The organism is Pseudonocardia sp. N23 (genome assembly GCF_002583555.1).
Classification (GTDB): domain Bacteria; phylum Actinomycetota; class Actinomycetes; order Mycobacteriales; family Pseudonocardiaceae; genus Pseudonocardia.
Map to the genome: position 1 here is coordinate 132,629 of NZ_BEGX01000061.1, position 14,321 is coordinate 146,949.

Annotated in this window: 12 protein-coding genes and 1 pseudogene; 5 read left to right on the forward strand and 8 right to left on the reverse strand. The window is 74.4% G+C overall.

Annotated features, from left to right (window positions below; translation table 11 throughout):
- Positions 1-66: 66 nt before the first annotated feature.
- Positions 67-588, reverse strand: coding sequence for a DUF742 domain-containing protein (locus TOK_RS18735; RefSeq protein ID WP_253258476.1), 522 nt, complete (start codon positions 586-588; stop codon positions 67-69).
- Between the two features lie 192 nt (positions 589-780).
- Here TOK_RS18735 and TOK_RS32725 point away from each other — a divergent pair.
- Positions 781-1,404: pseudogene (locus TOK_RS32725) on the forward strand (Pr6Pr family membrane protein); the annotation flags it as partial.
- Positions 1,405-1,518: 114 nt separating this feature from the next.
- A complete protein-coding gene (locus TOK_RS18740; RefSeq protein WP_172457645.1) occupies positions 1,519-2,310 on the forward strand; it encodes an LLM class F420-dependent oxidoreductase in 792 nt (263 codons plus the stop codon).
- Between the two features lie 57 nt (positions 2,311-2,367).
- Here the strand turns inward: TOK_RS18740 and TOK_RS18745 are convergent, their stop codons facing one another.
- Positions 2,368-3,294 carry an alpha/beta hydrolase gene (locus tag TOK_RS18745; RefSeq protein WP_098959342.1) on the reverse strand — a complete coding sequence of 309 codons (927 nt, stop codon included), beginning with the start codon at positions 3,292-3,294 and terminating at the stop codon, positions 2,368-2,370.
- Between the two features lie 193 nt (positions 3,295-3,487).
- On the opposite strand from TOK_RS18745, the gene TOK_RS18750 reads away from it, so the two are divergent.
- Both TOK_RS18750 and TOK_RS18755 read left to right on the forward strand, forming a co-directional pair.
- Positions 3,488-4,099 carry a sulfite oxidase-like oxidoreductase gene (locus TOK_RS18750; protein ID WP_098959247.1) on the forward strand — a complete coding sequence of 204 codons (612 nt, stop codon included), beginning with the start codon at positions 3,488-3,490 and terminating at the stop codon, positions 4,097-4,099.
- Complete coding sequence (locus TOK_RS18755) at positions 4,099-4,899, forward strand: FAD-binding oxidoreductase (RefSeq protein ID WP_172457638.1); 801 nt, start codon at positions 4,099-4,101, stop codon at positions 4,897-4,899. Before TOK_RS18750 ends, TOK_RS18755 begins: the two co-directional genes overlap by 1 nt.
- Before the next feature lie 321 nt (positions 4,900-5,220).
- On the opposite strand, the gene TOK_RS18760 is transcribed toward TOK_RS18755, so the two are convergent.
- Entirely contained in the window at positions 5,221-6,048 is an 828-nt protein-coding gene (locus TOK_RS18760; RefSeq protein WP_253258477.1) for an NAD(P)-dependent oxidoreductase, read from the reverse strand.
- 32 nt (positions 6,049-6,080) lie between these two features.
- On the reverse strand, positions 6,081-6,893 hold the full coding sequence (locus TOK_RS18765; protein ID WP_172457639.1) for a metal-dependent hydrolase: 813 nt from the start codon (positions 6,891-6,893) through the stop codon (positions 6,081-6,083).
- Between the two features lie 123 nt (positions 6,894-7,016).
- On the opposite strand from TOK_RS18765, the gene TOK_RS18770 reads away from it, so the two are divergent.
- Positions 7,017-7,778 (forward strand): HpcH/HpaI aldolase/citrate lyase family protein, encoded by a 762-nt coding sequence (locus TOK_RS18770; protein WP_098959343.1) that lies wholly within the window; start codon positions 7,017-7,019, stop codon positions 7,776-7,778.
- Here the strand turns inward: TOK_RS18770 and TOK_RS18775 are convergent.
- From TOK_RS18775 to TOK_RS18790, 4 genes are all read right to left on the reverse strand, one after another.
- Positions 7,765-8,781, reverse strand: coding sequence for a YihY/virulence factor BrkB family protein (locus tag TOK_RS18775; protein WP_253258489.1), 1,017 nt, complete (start codon positions 8,779-8,781; stop codon positions 7,765-7,767). The two genes, TOK_RS18770 and TOK_RS18775, sit on opposite strands and share 14 nt — an antisense overlap.
- 202 nt (positions 8,782-8,983) lie before the next feature.
- Positions 8,984-9,964, reverse strand: a complete 981-nt coding sequence (gene meaB, locus TOK_RS18780; RefSeq protein WP_098959254.1) for a methylmalonyl Co-A mutase-associated GTPase MeaB — start codon at positions 9,962-9,964, stop codon at positions 8,984-8,986.
- 77 nt (positions 9,965-10,041) lie between these two features.
- Positions 10,042-12,261 (reverse strand): methylmalonyl-CoA mutase, encoded by a 2,220-nt coding sequence (gene scpA, locus TOK_RS18785; protein WP_098959255.1) that lies wholly within the window; start codon positions 12,259-12,261, stop codon positions 10,042-10,044.
- Positions 12,258-14,177 (reverse strand): methylmalonyl-CoA mutase family protein, encoded by a 1,920-nt coding sequence (locus TOK_RS18790; protein WP_098959257.1) that lies wholly within the window; start codon positions 14,175-14,177, stop codon positions 12,258-12,260. Before TOK_RS18790 ends, scpA begins: the two co-directional genes overlap by 4 nt.
- Between the last annotated feature and the right edge of the window lie 144 nt (positions 14,178-14,321).

Consider the following 14,321-nt stretch of genomic DNA (forward strand, 5'->3'; position numbering starts at 1 on the left):
CTGCCACACCCACCCGCCCGGCGCACCCCGGGAGGTCCCCTCACCTGACCGGAGTGACGGCCCGCCTCACAGCTTGCGCAGGCCGTCGAGGACCCGGGCCAGCAACGCCTGGTCGGGCGCTCCCGCCGTCGCCGAGCCGTGGACCTGCACGGCCCCGGTGGCGACGAGGTCCCCGATCAGCACCCGTGCCACCCCCGACGGCACCCCGGCCGTCGCGGCCACCTCGGCGACCGAGCAGGCGACGGCGCACCGGGCGAGGACGGCGCGATGTGCGGGCGAGGAGGTCTCGGCATCGGTACCGGGCCGGGCACTGACCAGGGTCTCCAGGCCCAGGTCGACCGCCGACCGGGTCCGGCCGCCGGTGAGCACGTAGGGCCGAACCGTCAGCTTCGGCTCCGCCGCGGGGAAGGCGGCCGCCGGCGGGGCGGCAATGGGGATCACGTCCGTCACGGATTCGACGGCCGGCTCGTCCCCGCGCTGCGCCGGGGACTCGCGGGCCGGTCTGCGGCGCCGGGGCGCCCCGCCGAACCGTGCGCCGGTGCGCCCGACGACCGGTTCCCCGGCGTCGCCCGGTTCCGCCTCCGCCACAACCCACCTCCTCACGCCATCGGACGTGACGGGTGCTGCGCGGCCGTGACGACGGTGTTCCGCCGCCATGACGATTCCCCCGGCGCGGGCGGGGGGCGGGTGCCGGGCGTGCCGGGAGGTCGGGCGGAGACCGGCTCCGGCGCACCGGGCGCCACACTGTCCGCGACGGCGTGGGCCAAGTAGTTTGCGCGCATGATCCGCACCTCGACCGTCGGACGCCTCTGGTTCGCCGCTACGGCGCTCGTGGTGGTGGTCGCGATCGTCGTGCAGGCGGTCGTGGCGGTCGGGGGCGCGCCGTACTCGGTGTTCGACACTCCCGGTGAGCGGCTCGCCAACATCTTCGCGTTCTTCACGATCCTGTCGAACGTGCTCGTCGGCGTCACGTTCACCGCGTTCGCGGTGCGGCAGGGCCCCCACCCGCGGCTGCTGCGTGTCCTGCACCTCGACGCGGTGCTGGGCATCGCGGTGACGGGCATCGTCTACAACCTCGTGCTCGCCCAGCTCTACTCCCTCACCGGCGCCGCGTGGCTCGCGAACCTGCTGCTGCACGTCGTCGTGCCGATCATGGCGGTGCTGGGCTGGCTGGTGTTCGGGCCGCGCGGTCTCGTCGACACCACGACGGTCCTGCTGTCGACGATCTACCCGGTCGCCTGGCTCGCGTTCACGCTGGTCCGCGGGGCGGTGACCGACTGGAGCCCGAACCCGCCGTGGTATCCGTACCCGTTCGTCGACGTCGCCGCCCTCGGCTACGGCCGCGTCGCGATCAACTGCGTGGTGATCGCGCTGCTGTTCCTCGGGCTCGCGTTCGGGGCACTCGCACTCGACCGGTTCCTGACCCGGCGCTTCCATCCCGACGCCGCTGCCGCACTCCCGGCCGGGAGGACGGGCGGCAGCGCGACGCCGCGCACCGATCCCTCCGCCGCGGCCGGCGTGGGCGAGGCTGCCCGCCCATCCGTGCGGATCGGGGTGCAACTGCAGCCGCAGCACGCCGACTACGCGCGTATCCGCGACGCCGTCGCCGAGGCGGAGGAGGCGGGGGTCGACGTCGTCTTCAACTGGGACCACTTCTTCCCGCTGCGCGGTGAGGCCGACGGCAAGCACTTCGAGTGCTGGACGATGCTGGGCGCCTGGGCGGAGGCGACGTCGCGCGTCGAGATCGGCGCGCTGGTGACGTGCGCCGGGTACCGCAACCCGGAGCTGCTGGCGGACATGGCCCGCACGGTCGACCACATCAGCGGCGGCCGGCTGATCCTGGGCATCGGGGCGGGCTGGTTCCGCCGCGACTACGACGAGTACGGCTACGACTTCGGCACCCCGGGGTCGCGGCTGGCGACCCTGGCCGATGCGCTGCCACGCATCCAGGCCCGCTGGGAACAGCTCAACCCGCCGCCGACCCGGACGATCCCGATCCTCGTCGGTGGCGGCGGCGAGCGGAAGACGCTGCGCTACACCGCCGAGCACGCCGACATCTGGCACGGGTTCGGCGACGCCGAGACCATCGCGCACAAGGGCCGGGTCCTCGACGGGCACTGCGCCGACGTGGGCCGGGACCCGGCCGCGATCCAGCGGTCGGCGGGGGTGCAGTCGGCACCGGAGAAGGTCGCCGACGACCTGCTCGCCGCGGGGGTCACCCTGTTCACGATCGGCGTCGGCGGCCCGGACTACGACCTCACGCTGTTGCGCGACTGGATCGCCTGGCGCGACACCCTGCCCCGGTCCTGAGTCCGCGGGGTGGGACCAGGGCCGGCGTCAGGGCGTTGGGCGTCAGGGCGTTCGGCGTCAGGGCGTTCGGGCCTGCGCCAGGAGATCGGCCAGCGCACCCAGGGCGGTGGCACCGGCCGCGTCGGCGGCGTCGACGAGCCCGATGAACGCCGCGTACCCGTGGATCAGGCCCGGACCGGGGACGTGCGTGACCGTGACGCCGGCCGCACGCAGCCGGTCGGCGTAGGCGTCGCCCTCGTCGCGCAACGGGTCGAACTCCGCGGTGGCGACGACGGCCGGCGCGACCCCCGCGACGTCGGCGTGCTGCAGGTCGACCAGCGGGTCGGTGGACCCATCGGGCAGGTACTGCTCGTAGAACCAGCGCATGTCCGACGCGGTCAGGAAGTAGCCCTCGGCGTTGTCGCGCACCGACTGCGAGCTCTGCGTCGGGTCGGTCGAGGGGTACCACAGGAGCTGCGCGGTGAGCGGGACGGCGTCGTCGCGGGCCACGATCGCCGCTCCGGCGGCGAGGCTTGCCCCGGCACTGTCCCCGGCGACGGCGAGCGGCCGGTCGGGGAAGGCGTCGTGGGTCCAGCGCAGCCCCGCCATGGCGTCGCCCAGCGGGACGGGGTGCGGGTGCTCGGGCGCGAGCCTGTAGTCGACGGCGACGACGACCGCACCGGTCTCCCCCGCGACCTTGCGGCACACCGGGTCGTGGGTGTCGAGGTCACCGAGGACCCAGCCGCCACCGTGCAGGTAGGTGACCGCGCCGCCGCGGTCCTCGAGCGGCCGGTAGACGCGGATGCGGATCGGCCCGGCGGGGCCGTCGATCTCGTCGTCCTCCACGCCGGCGACGGGGAACGGCACGTAGTCGGCTCCGCGGCGGGCCAGCGACAGGGTCCGGTAGTGCTCCCGGGTGTCGACGGCCGAGCCACGCACGAGCGGCACCGCGCCGTTCGTGGCGAGGGTGTCCAGCAGGGTCCGGAACTGAGGGTCCAGCGGCATGCTCAGCACCCCTCCCCTCGGTGCGCGCCGGTTCGGGGACGGGGTGCGGGCACGTCGTGGGTCACTGCCGCACCGTATGCCGCCGATCCCCGGCGGTCACGTCCTGATCCACTCCCCCCGGCGCTGGGCAGGCCGGCGCCCGGCGGGGATGATCGGGCTCCCCGATGCCCCCTCGACCTCTGGTGAGGTGCCCATGCACGTGACCCGTGGATTCACCGGACGCGGCCGCGCGGGCCGCGACCCACGGCTGCCGCCCGGTCAGTACGACGCCCGCGACGACTGGCCGGTGCTCAACGCCGAGCCGACACCGAGGCTGGGCACCGACCGCTGGACGTTCACCGTCGAGGGGCTCGTCGCTCGCGAGACGACGTGGACGTGGGACGAGATCCGCTCGCTGCCGACGTCGCGCTACGAGGGCGACATCCACTGCGTGACGAGCTGGTCGAAGCTGGGCATGACCTTCACCGGGGTGTCGGTGGACGTGCTGCTGGAGGCGGCGGTGCCGGATCCGGCGGCGGCCTTCGTGACGGCGGTGTCGCACACCGGCTACACGACGAACCTGCCGCTGGCCGACGTCCGCTACGGCAAGGCGTGGGTGGTGTGGGAGGCGCAGGGCAGCGCGCTGACGCCTGAGCACGGCGGGCCGGCACGGCTGCTGGTGCCGCACCTGTACTTCTGGAAGAGCGCCAAGTGGGTGTCGGGGCTGCGCCTGTCCGCGGAGGACGAGCAGGGGTTCTGGGAGCGCAACGGCTACCACGACCGCGGCGACCCGTGGCGGGAGCAGCGCTACCAGGGCGACGACTGATGCCGGGGCAGGGCGCGTCGGTGCCCGTCGGGGTGGGCCGGCCCGGGCGGTGGCGGATCGCGACCGTCGTCGACACGCGGTGGGAGACGCCGCGGGCGCGGACGCTGCGCCTCGACGTCGGCGACCTCGGTGGCGGCGTCGCGTTCCTCGCCGGGCAACACGTGCTGCTGCGACTCACCGCGCCCGACGGCTACACCGCCCAGCGGTCGTACTCGATCGCATCGGCCCCCTCCCCTGCGCCGGCCCCGTCGTCCCCGCCGGCCACGGCGGTGCCCGGTGGCTCGCGGGTCGTCGAGCTGACCGTCGAGCGGCTGCCGGGTGGGGAGGTCTCGGAGTTCCTCTGCGACGAGGTGCGGGTCGGTGACGAGCTGGAGGTCCGGGGCCCGATCGGGCGCTGGTTCGTGTGGCAGGGCGACGAGCCGGTCGTGTGCGTCGGCGGGGGTTCGGGCACGGTGCCGCTGATGGCGATGCTGCGCCAGGCCCGGGCAGCGGGTCGTCCGGAGCTGGTGCGGCTGCTGGTGTCGGCGCGCCGGCCCGAGGACCTGTACTACGCGGGCGAGCTGCCCGGCCCGGAGGTGACGGTCGTCTGGACCCGGGAGGCGCCGCCGGGCACCACCCGGGAGCCGGGGCGGCTGCGCGCCACCGACCTGGCGGCGGTGCTCGGCGGACAGGGCGACGAGGGCCGGACGGTGTTCGTGTGCGGGTCGCCGCCGTTCTGCGACGCGGTCACCGATCTGCTGGCCGGCCTCGGGGTCCCCGCGACCCGGGTGCGGGTGGAGCGGTTCGGCCCGTCCGGCTGACGCCGAGCCCCCAGCCCACGTGAGCACAGCCCACACTTTCGGGTGAGTTCCGCGCGCCGGACGCGACTCCGGCGGGCGATGTGGCCACGCTGGGCACATGCGCTTGCGGACGCGTCGGGCCGACGATCACCCGGACGGAGAACACTCGGACGGGCAGGAACGGCGCCGGCCGGATCCCCGGCGGGCGACGTCGGCGGTCGCGATGGGTGCCCTGGTGGCGACGCTCGCGGCCGGCTGGGTCGCGTCCACGGACCCGGCGGCGGCGAACCGTGGCTGGGACGCCGGGCACGCCTTCGAGACGTCCCGGATGAGCGCGGACGGCTAGCCGAGCTCCAGGCTGCCGTCGGCGAGCCGGCGGTAGACCTCCGCCGCCGCGCGCGACATCCCGTCGGGCAGGCCCTGCGCGGCGATCGTGTCGGCGGCCTCGTCCATCTCCCCCGCCCACCGCCACGCGCGGTCGCCCGACTTCCCGGCCAGCGCCGCCAGGGACGCGTCGAGGTCACCTCCCATCCGCGACACCTCGGCACGCAGGTCGTCGAGCACGCCGTAGCCGCGAGCGGCGGCCGTCATCACCGCCCAGATCGTCGGCAACGCCTTGGTGTGCAGCGCGAAGCACGCCTTGAGGGCGCTCGCCGCGCCGAGCTCGCCGTCGAGGACCTTCGCCGCGAACGGCGACCCGTCGAACAGCGAGGCGACCGCGGGCGCGGCCGTCCCGGAGAGCCACAGCACTGTCCGGCCGGCCTCCCACGCCGCGGGACCGATGACGGCCCCGTCGACGACCCGGTCCTGGTCGAACAGCGTCGCGATCTTCTCCACGGTCGCGGGCGAGACCGCGTTGGCGTCGACGTAGAGGGGTGCCTGGTCGCGGCCCCGGACGGCGTCGGCGACCTGGCCGGCGACGTCGAGCGCCGCGTGCGGCGGGCAGATCGAGATGACGACGTCGCTGCGCCGGGCGAGCTCGGCGACGTCGGGCACCCCGACGAGGTCGGCGATCTCGGCACGCTTGGAGGTGACGTCGCTGCGGCCGGCGGCCGCCCACACCACTGCGCTCGCGCGGGGCTTGAGCGCCGAGCCGAGGGCGGAGCCCATGGCGCCGGGATGCAGGATGCCGACGACGGGCCGGTCGGGCAGAGCGGCTGCGTTGCTCACCCCGGCATCATCACCCATGCCCGGTGTCGCCGTCAGCCCGGCTCGCGGACCGCCAGGAGGTCACCGACCCGGTCCCGCAGGTCCAGCACCACGGCGCCCGCCCCGGGCACGACGAGCAGCACCAGCACGACGACCGCGACGGCCAGCGCGGGCGCGACCAGCAGGGTCTCGACCCGCCCGCCGGTGCGCATCCGCAGCGGCCGCGGCCCGCCGACGGGATACCAGCGCCGTCGCCTGATGGGCAGTGGCCACAGCAGCGGCGCCCCGGACTCGGTCACCGCGTCGCCGACCGAGTGCACGAGCACCCCGAGGGTGACGGCGGTCCCCAGCCAGCCGGCGGTGCCGTCGACCCCACCGGGCATCCAGGCGTCGATCGCGTAGGTCAGGCCCGCGGCGATCAGCAGCGACGGCGGGCCGGGAACGAGCGCGTCGAGGCCCTTGATGGCCAGCGCGATGCAGACGAACAGGGTGGCGAGCAGCACCGGTGCGCCCCAGGCCACCGAGGCGGCGTTGAGCGCGACGCCCAGGCCGGCGGCGAACAGCGCGGTGTGGGTGAGCCCGCGGTGAGTGCCGCGGCCGGTGTCGCGCGGTGCGCGGGTGAGCCGGTACACCAGCCCGGACAGCGGGCGCACGACCTTCGAGGCCACCGCCGACGCCCAGGAGAACCGGGTCGTCGCCATGGACGACGGATGGTCGAGGTCGGGCAGCAGCGCCGCGCCCGCGCAGACCGCGGCGAACGTGAGCACTCCGCCGGCGTCGAGCGGCGCCCCCGACCATCCCGCCGCGAACCCGGCGACGGCGAGTCCCAACGCCGCCCCGGAGAGGGCATGACTGACCCCAAGCACCTTGCGCCCCACCACTTCCCACCGCGCCCGGCCTTGCGCGCGGACGGTCGGGGAAACTCTATTCGGGCAGCTGTGCACGGATCGTCAGGCGCGCCGGGACGGGCGTGCGGCAGGGTGGGGATCATGAGCGACAGCGGATTGGTGGACGTGCTGCGCGGCGACGCCGTCGGGGGTTGGCTGCAGCTTCCCGGGTCGGCCACGGCCGAGGTGATCGGCTCGGTGGGGTTCGACGTCGTGTGCGTCGACACCCAGCACGGCCTGATCGGTGACGACGCGCTGCTCCCGATGCTGCAGGCCCTCGCCGCGACCGGCACCCCGTCGATGGTGCGGGTCCCGTGGAACACCCCCACCCCGATCACGGCGGCGCTCGACCGTGGCGCGGCCGGTGTCGTCGTCCCCATGGTGAACTCCGCCGAGGAGGCCGCCGCGGCGGCGGCGGCGTGCCGGTGGCCCCCGAACGGCACCCGCAGCTACGGGCCGACGCGGCACGGGTTCATGTCGTCGCCGCCCGGCGACCCGGTGTGTGCGGTCATGGTGGAGACGGTCGCCGCCGTCGACGCGGTGGCCGACATCGTGGCGGTCGACGGGGTGGACGCGGTCTTCGTCGGCCCGTCGGACCTGGCGCTGAGCATGGGCAGGCCGACATCGGCGCAGGACGGCGACGACGAGTACGACGCGCTGCTCGCCACCGTGCTCGGGGCGTGCAAGGCCCGCGAGATGCCCGTCGGCATCTTCTGCGCGTCGGCGGGGCACGTGCAGCGGTTCCGGGAGCTGGGGTTCACGTACTTCTTCGTGCGTGGCGACGGGGCGCTGCTCGCCGAGATGGCGGCGGCGGAGCTGGCGGCGAGCCGGCCCGGCGGCGCGGAGCCGCTCAGGCGCGGATGACCGCTCCCCCGCCCTTCCCGGGCTCGGGATCCTCGGTCGGGCCGTCGGGGCCGTCGGGGCCGTCGGGGCCGTCGGGGCCGTCGGGGCCGTCGATGGGCTCCCGCGTCGTCAGCGCGCCCCGGCGGTCGTTGAGCCGGGCCGGCCACAGCTCCTGGATGGCGGCGTTGAGGTGCGCGCCGAGCACGATCGCGAAGCCGATGAAGAACGCGGCGAGCAGGAACGCGATCGGCGCGGCCAGCGCGCCGTAGGTGTAGCCGGTGCCGGTCAGCCAGTCGATGTAGACGCGCAGCCCGGTCACCCCGACCAGGAACACGACGGCGGCGAGCAGCGCCCCGGGCAGCCCCCGCCACCAGGGCGGTTTGGCCGGCAGCGCGACCTTGTAGAGCGTCGTGAGCGCGAACACGAGGATGATCCCGATGACCGGGTAGTACAGGTTGGAGATCAGCGTCATCGCCGTCGGCCGCCACGACTCGGGCAGGATGCCGGGCAGCCGGTCGGGGCCGAGCGCGAGCAGTGGCAGCGAGATGATGCCGCCGACGAGGCCCACCAGGTACAGCAGCAGCGCGAGGATGCGCTGCCACACCGGGTTGCGGATGCCGTACTGGCCGTGGGCGCGGGTGATGGCGTCGACGAACGACGACATCGCCGACGACCCCGACCACAGCGAGATGACGAAGCCGAGCGAGATCAGCTCGCTGCGGCCGGTCGTGAGGATCTGGGAGACGGTCGGGGCGATGATCTCGTCGACGGCGTTGCGGCTGAAGATGCCGCTGGTGGCGGTGACGATCCGGTTCTCGACGACCTCGGCGGTGTCGGGGCCGAACCAGCCGCCGATGTAGCCGAGGGCGCCGAGCAGCCCCAGCAGCAGCGGGGGCAGCGACAGCGTCTGCCAGAACGCCGCCGACGCGGACTCGGAGAAGATGTTGTCGTCCCAGGCGCCGCCGACGGTGCGGGTGAGCAGCCGTCGCGCCCCGGGCTCGCGGCGGCGTCTCCCGTCCTCCACCTCGGCGCCGGGCGGGAGATCCTCGGTCGCGTCGACGTCCTGCCCGACCGGTGCCGTCGACGGCTCGGGCGGGGTCGTGGCCCCGTCCTTCCCCGGATGCAGCTCGGTCACGGGTCCAGGATGCTCTCCCGCAGCGGGTCGCGCCGGTTCCGTGGCCGGGCCGTGACCGGCCGGAACGGGTGAACCGCCCGTACCGCGGGGCTCAGCCGAGGAGATCGAGGACCGTCCGGGCGGCGACGCTGGGCGGCACCTCGCCGTCGCGGACCTCGCGTTCCAGGGCCGGGAGCTTCTCCCGCACGCCGGGGTCGGACCGCAGCCGGTCCATGAGCTGGTCGCGCACCATCGCCCACATCCACTCGACCTGCTGGGTCGCGCGCCGACCGGCGAGCTCACCGGTCCCGTCGAGGGTGGCCCGGTGCTTCTCGACGGCATCCCAGACGTCGTCGAGCCCCGCACCGGTCTGCGCGGAGCACGGCAGGACGGGCGGGCGCCACGCCTCGCTGGCCGGGGTCATGAGTCGCAGCGCGGACCGCAGCTCGGCGGCGGCGGCGCGGGCCTCCTTCTCGTGCGGGCCGTCGGCCTTGTTGACGGCGACGACGTCGGCGATCTCGAGGATGCCCTTCTTGATGCCCTGCAACGAGTCGCCGGTGCGCGCGATCGTGAGGAACAGGAAGGTGTCGACCATCTCCGAGACGGCGACCTCGGACTGCCCCACCCCGACGGTCTCGACGAGGACGACGTCGAAGCCCGCCGCCTCCATCAGCACGATGGTCTCGCGGGTGGCGCGGGCGACGCCGCCGAGCGTGCCGGCGCTCGGCGAGGGCCGGACGAACGCGTGGTCGTCGGTGGCGAGGCGGGCCATGCGCGTCTTGTCGCCCAGGATGGAACCCTTGGTGCGGGTCGAGGACGGGTCCACGGCGAGGACGGCGACCCGGTGCCCGTCGCCGGTGAGCCGGGTGCCGAGCGCCTCGATGAACGTCGACTTGCCGACACCGGGGACCCCGCTGATGCCGACCCGCACGGCGGCGCCCGCGTGCGGCTGCAGCCGTGAGAGCAGGTCCTGGGCCGCGACGCGGTGGTCGGGCCGGGTCGACTCGACGAGGGTGATCGCCCGGGCCAGCAGTGAGCGTGAGCCGCCGAGCACGCCGTCGGTGAGCGCGTCGACGTCGATCCGCCGGGCCACGTGCGTTCCTCCCCTGTCGACGCGGGATCCGCGCCGGGCTCGACGTCGGACTGTTTCGATCATGCTCCCCGGCGGTCTCAGGTCGAGCTCGGCGGGGTCCCCGGCTCGTCGGTGGGCTCCCCGTGCAGGGCGGCCGTCAGCTTCCCGACGAGGTCGATCGCCGCCTCCGCGATGACGGTGCCGGGCCCGAACACCGCAGCGGCGCCCATCTCCAGCAGCTCGGGGACGTCGGCGGGCGGGATGACGCCGCCGACGACGACCATGATGTCCTCGCGGTCGAGCTCGGCCAGCGCCGAGCGCAGCTCCGGCACCAGCGTGAGGTGCCCCGCGGCGAGGGAGCTGACGCCGACGACGTGCACGTCGGCCTCGACGGCCTGGCGGGCGACCTCGCCGGGGGTCTGGAACAGCGGGCCCACGTCGACGTCGAACCCGAGGTCGGCGAACGCGGTCGCGATGACCTTCTGGCCGCGGTCGTGGCCGTCCTGGCCCATCTTGGCGACCAGGATGCGGGGCCGGCGGCCCTCCTCCTCGGCGAACTCGTCGACGAGCTCGCGGGCACGGGCGATCGCCGGGTTGCGCCCGGCTTCCTCGGAGTACACGCCGGAGATGATCCTGATCTGGCCGGAGTGCCGCCCGAACACCTTCTCCAACGCGTCGGAGATCTCCCCGACGGTGGCCTTCGCGCGGGCGGCGTCGACGGCGAGGGCCAGCAGGTTCTGCGACGCGTCGCGGGCGGTGCCCTCCGCGATGGCGGCGGCGGCGCCGGTGAGCCTGTCCAGCGCGGCGTCGACCTCGCGGGAGTCGCGCTCGCGGCGCAGCCGCTCCAGCTTCTCCAGCTGCTCGCGGCGGACGTCGGCGTTGTCGACCTTGAGCACGTCGATCTGCTCGTCGGTCTCGGTGAGGTACTTGTTGACGCCGATGACGGGCTGGCGGCCGGAGTCGATGCGCGCCTGGGTGCGGGCGGCGGCCTCCTCGACGCGCAGCTTCGGGATGCCGGCGTCGATGGCCTGGGCCATGCCGCCGGCCTTCTCGACCTCGCTGATGTGTGCCCAGGCGCGGCGGGCGAGGTCGTAGGTGAGGCGTTCGACGTAGTAGCTGCCGCCCCAGGGGTCGATGACGTTCGTCGTGCCCGACTCCTGCTGCAGCAGGAGCTGGGTGTTGCGGGCGATCCGGGCGGAGAAGTCCGTCGGCAGCGCGAGGGCCTCGTCCAGGGCGTTGGTGTGCAGGCTCTGGGTGTGGCCCTGGGTGGCGGCCATCGCCTCCACGCAGGTGCGGACGACGTTGTTGTAGACGTCCTGGGCCGTCAGCGACCAGCCCGAGGTCTGGGAGTGCGTCCGCAGCGACAGCGACTTGGTGTTCGTCGGGTCGAACTGCGACACCAGCTTCGCCCAGAGCAGGCGCGCGGCCCGCATCTTGGCGACCTCCATGAAGAAGTTCATGCCGATCGCCCAGAAGAAGCTCAGCCGCGGCGCGAACCTGTCGACGTCGAGACCCGCGTCGATCCCGGCCCGCAGGTACTCCACACCGTCCGCGAGCGTGTAGGCCAGCTCGAGGTCGTTGGTGGCCCCGGCCTCCTGGATGTGGTAGCCGGAGATCGAGATCGAGTTGAACTTCGGCATCTTCTCCGACGTGAAGCGGAAGATGTCGGAGATGATCTGCATCGACGGCTGCGGCGGGTAGATGTAGGTGTTGCGGACCATGAACTCCTTGAGGATGTCGTTCTGGATCGTCCCCGTGAGCTGCTCCGGCGCCACCCCCTGCTCCTCCGCCGCCACGATGAAGAGGGCGAGTACGGGCAGAACGGCGCCGTTCATGGTCATCGACACCGACATCTTGTCCAGCGGGATGCCGTCGAAGAGCTGGCGCATGTCGTAGATCGAGTCGATCGCGACGCCCGCCATGCCGACGTCACCGGAGACGCGCGGGTGGTCGGAGTCGTAGCCGCGGTGGGTGGCCAGGTCGAACGCGATCGACAGGCCCTTCTGGCCGGCGGCGAGGTTGCGGCGGTAGAAGGCGTTGGACGCCGCGGCGGTGGAGAACCCGGCGTACTGACGCACCGTCCAGGGCTGGGTGACGTACATCGTCGGGTAGGGGCCGCGCAGGTAGGGCGCGATGCCCGGGTAGGTGCCGAGGAAGTCGACGTCGTCGAGGTCGCCCGCGGTGTAGAGCGCCTTGACCGGGATGCCCTCGGGCGACTCCCACGGCTCCGGCGCGGCCCCGCCGAGGGCGGCGGACCAGTCGGTCGACGGGGCGGCGCCGCCGTCCAGGTCGATCCGGGTGAAGTCGGGAACGGTCATCGGGCGTCCTGTCCCTTCGCGGCGTCGAGCGCGGCGTACACGTCGTCGATGACGGCCAGCGCGTCGCAGCCGGCGTGGAGCGTCGCGTCGACGCCGTCGACCTCGGCGCGGCCCGCGAGCAGGACGCGGGTGGCGCCGGCGGCGCGCAGGGCGGCGACGGTCTCGGCGGCGCGGTCGGCGTAGGCCTTGTCGGTGCCGCACAGCACCGCGACCGGGGTGCCGGTCTCGGCGAAGGCGGCGGCGACGTCGGCCGCGGACTCCGTCGGCCCGGCCTCGGGGGTCGCGATGCCGCCCGCGCCGAGCAGGTTGCGCGCGAACCCGGCACGGGCGCTGTGCGCGGCGACGGGGCCCAGCGTGGCCAGGAACGCCGCGGGCCGGGCACCGGTCTCGGCGAGGAGCACGTCGGAGCGGTCGCGGCGGTCCTCGAAGGGCGCCGCGGCGCGGTACACCGGTAGCCCGCCCGCAGCCGTCGGGGCGGGGTGCGGTGCGCGCTCGACGGGCTTCTCGTCGAGGTCGGGGAACTCGCTCACCCCGGTGAGCGGGGTGCGGCGGGTCGCGACATCGCGTTCGCGGCGCTCCCGCACCGCGGCGGTGGCGTCGGCGACGAAGCCGGAGTCGAGTGCGGCGACGGCGCCGCCGGCGGCCTCGATCCCCTGGAAGAACGTCCACGCGGCGTGGGCGAGGGCGTCGGTGCGGTTCTCGACGTACCAGGACCCGCCCGCGGGGTCGACGACCCGTGCGAGGTGGGACTCCATGATCAGCAGCGACTGGGTGTTGCGGGCGATGCGCCGTGAGAACGGCTCGGCGATGCCGACGGCCTCGTCGAACGGGGCGATCGTGACCGCGTCGGCGCCACCGACGCCGGCGGCGAATCCGGCGACGGTGCCGCGCAGCATGTTCACCCAGGGGTCGCGCCGCGTGGCGGTGACCGGTGAGCTGACGGCGTGCTGGGCCTGCCCGGGGGCGTCGGCGGCGCCGCAGGCCTCCATGACCCGCGACCACAGCCGCCGCGCCGAACGCAGCAGCGCGATCGTCGCGAACTGGTCGCCGGTGGCGGCGTAGCGGAACTCGAGCAGCCGGGCAGCGGTGGCGATGTCGAGGCCGCCGTCGGTGAGCGCGCGCAGGTAGGCGACCCCCGCGGCGAGCGACCAGCCGAGCTGCTGGGCGTCGGAGGCGCCGGCGCCGTGCACGGGCAGCGCGTCGACGACGATCGCGCGCATGCCCGGGTAGTCCTGGGCGACGCGGCGGGCCAGCGGCAGGACCGAGTCGGCGGGCGGGCCGTCGCCGGTGGCGGCGCGCAGGCCGATCGGGTCGAGCCCGAGGTTGGCGCGGACCTCGGAGGCGGCGACGTCGGATGCGTCGACGTGGGCGAGGAACGCCTCGGCGGCGGCCTCGGCGTCGACACCGGCGTCGAGGACGACGGGGGCGAGGTCGAGCAGCACGCCGTCGAGGGCGGCGGGCAGGTCGGCGACGGCGACCCCGTTCACGCCGGCCCCGAGCCACAGCGAGGTCACCCCGTTGTCGAGGTCCTCGGCGGCGGCAGCCGCGACCGCGGCCGGGTCGGCGGCGGTGTGCCGGGCGCGGACGTCCCAGCCGTCGGGCACGTGACCGGCGGCGCGGCTGCCGCGGACGAAGGGGGCGGCGCCGGGGACACCGGCCTGGGCGGCGGGGGCGTCGTCGGCGGTGTAGAGCGGGTGGACACCGATGCCGTCGAGGGTGTCACGGACGAGCGTGTCGACGCCCGACCCGGTGGGGGCGTCCTCGGCGAGGCGGCGCGCCTTGCGCAGCACCCCGTCGACGAGTGCGGCCCACTCCTCGCGGGAGGCCTGCGGGAACTCCCCCGCCAGCACGAGCTCGTCGGGTTCCTCGGGGGCGTCCCGATCCAGAACATCGGGGTCCACCTGCGGCGAACTCATCAGCTCTCCTCACCGGCCGCCAATGGCCGTGTCCGCGATGGGCGGAGTCTAGGTCGGTTCGCGTGACCCCGGCACGGTGTGTGTCACCGGGCTCACGCGCCGGACCCGGTGTCGCACAGCACAACGTCCACTCGCGACTTTCTA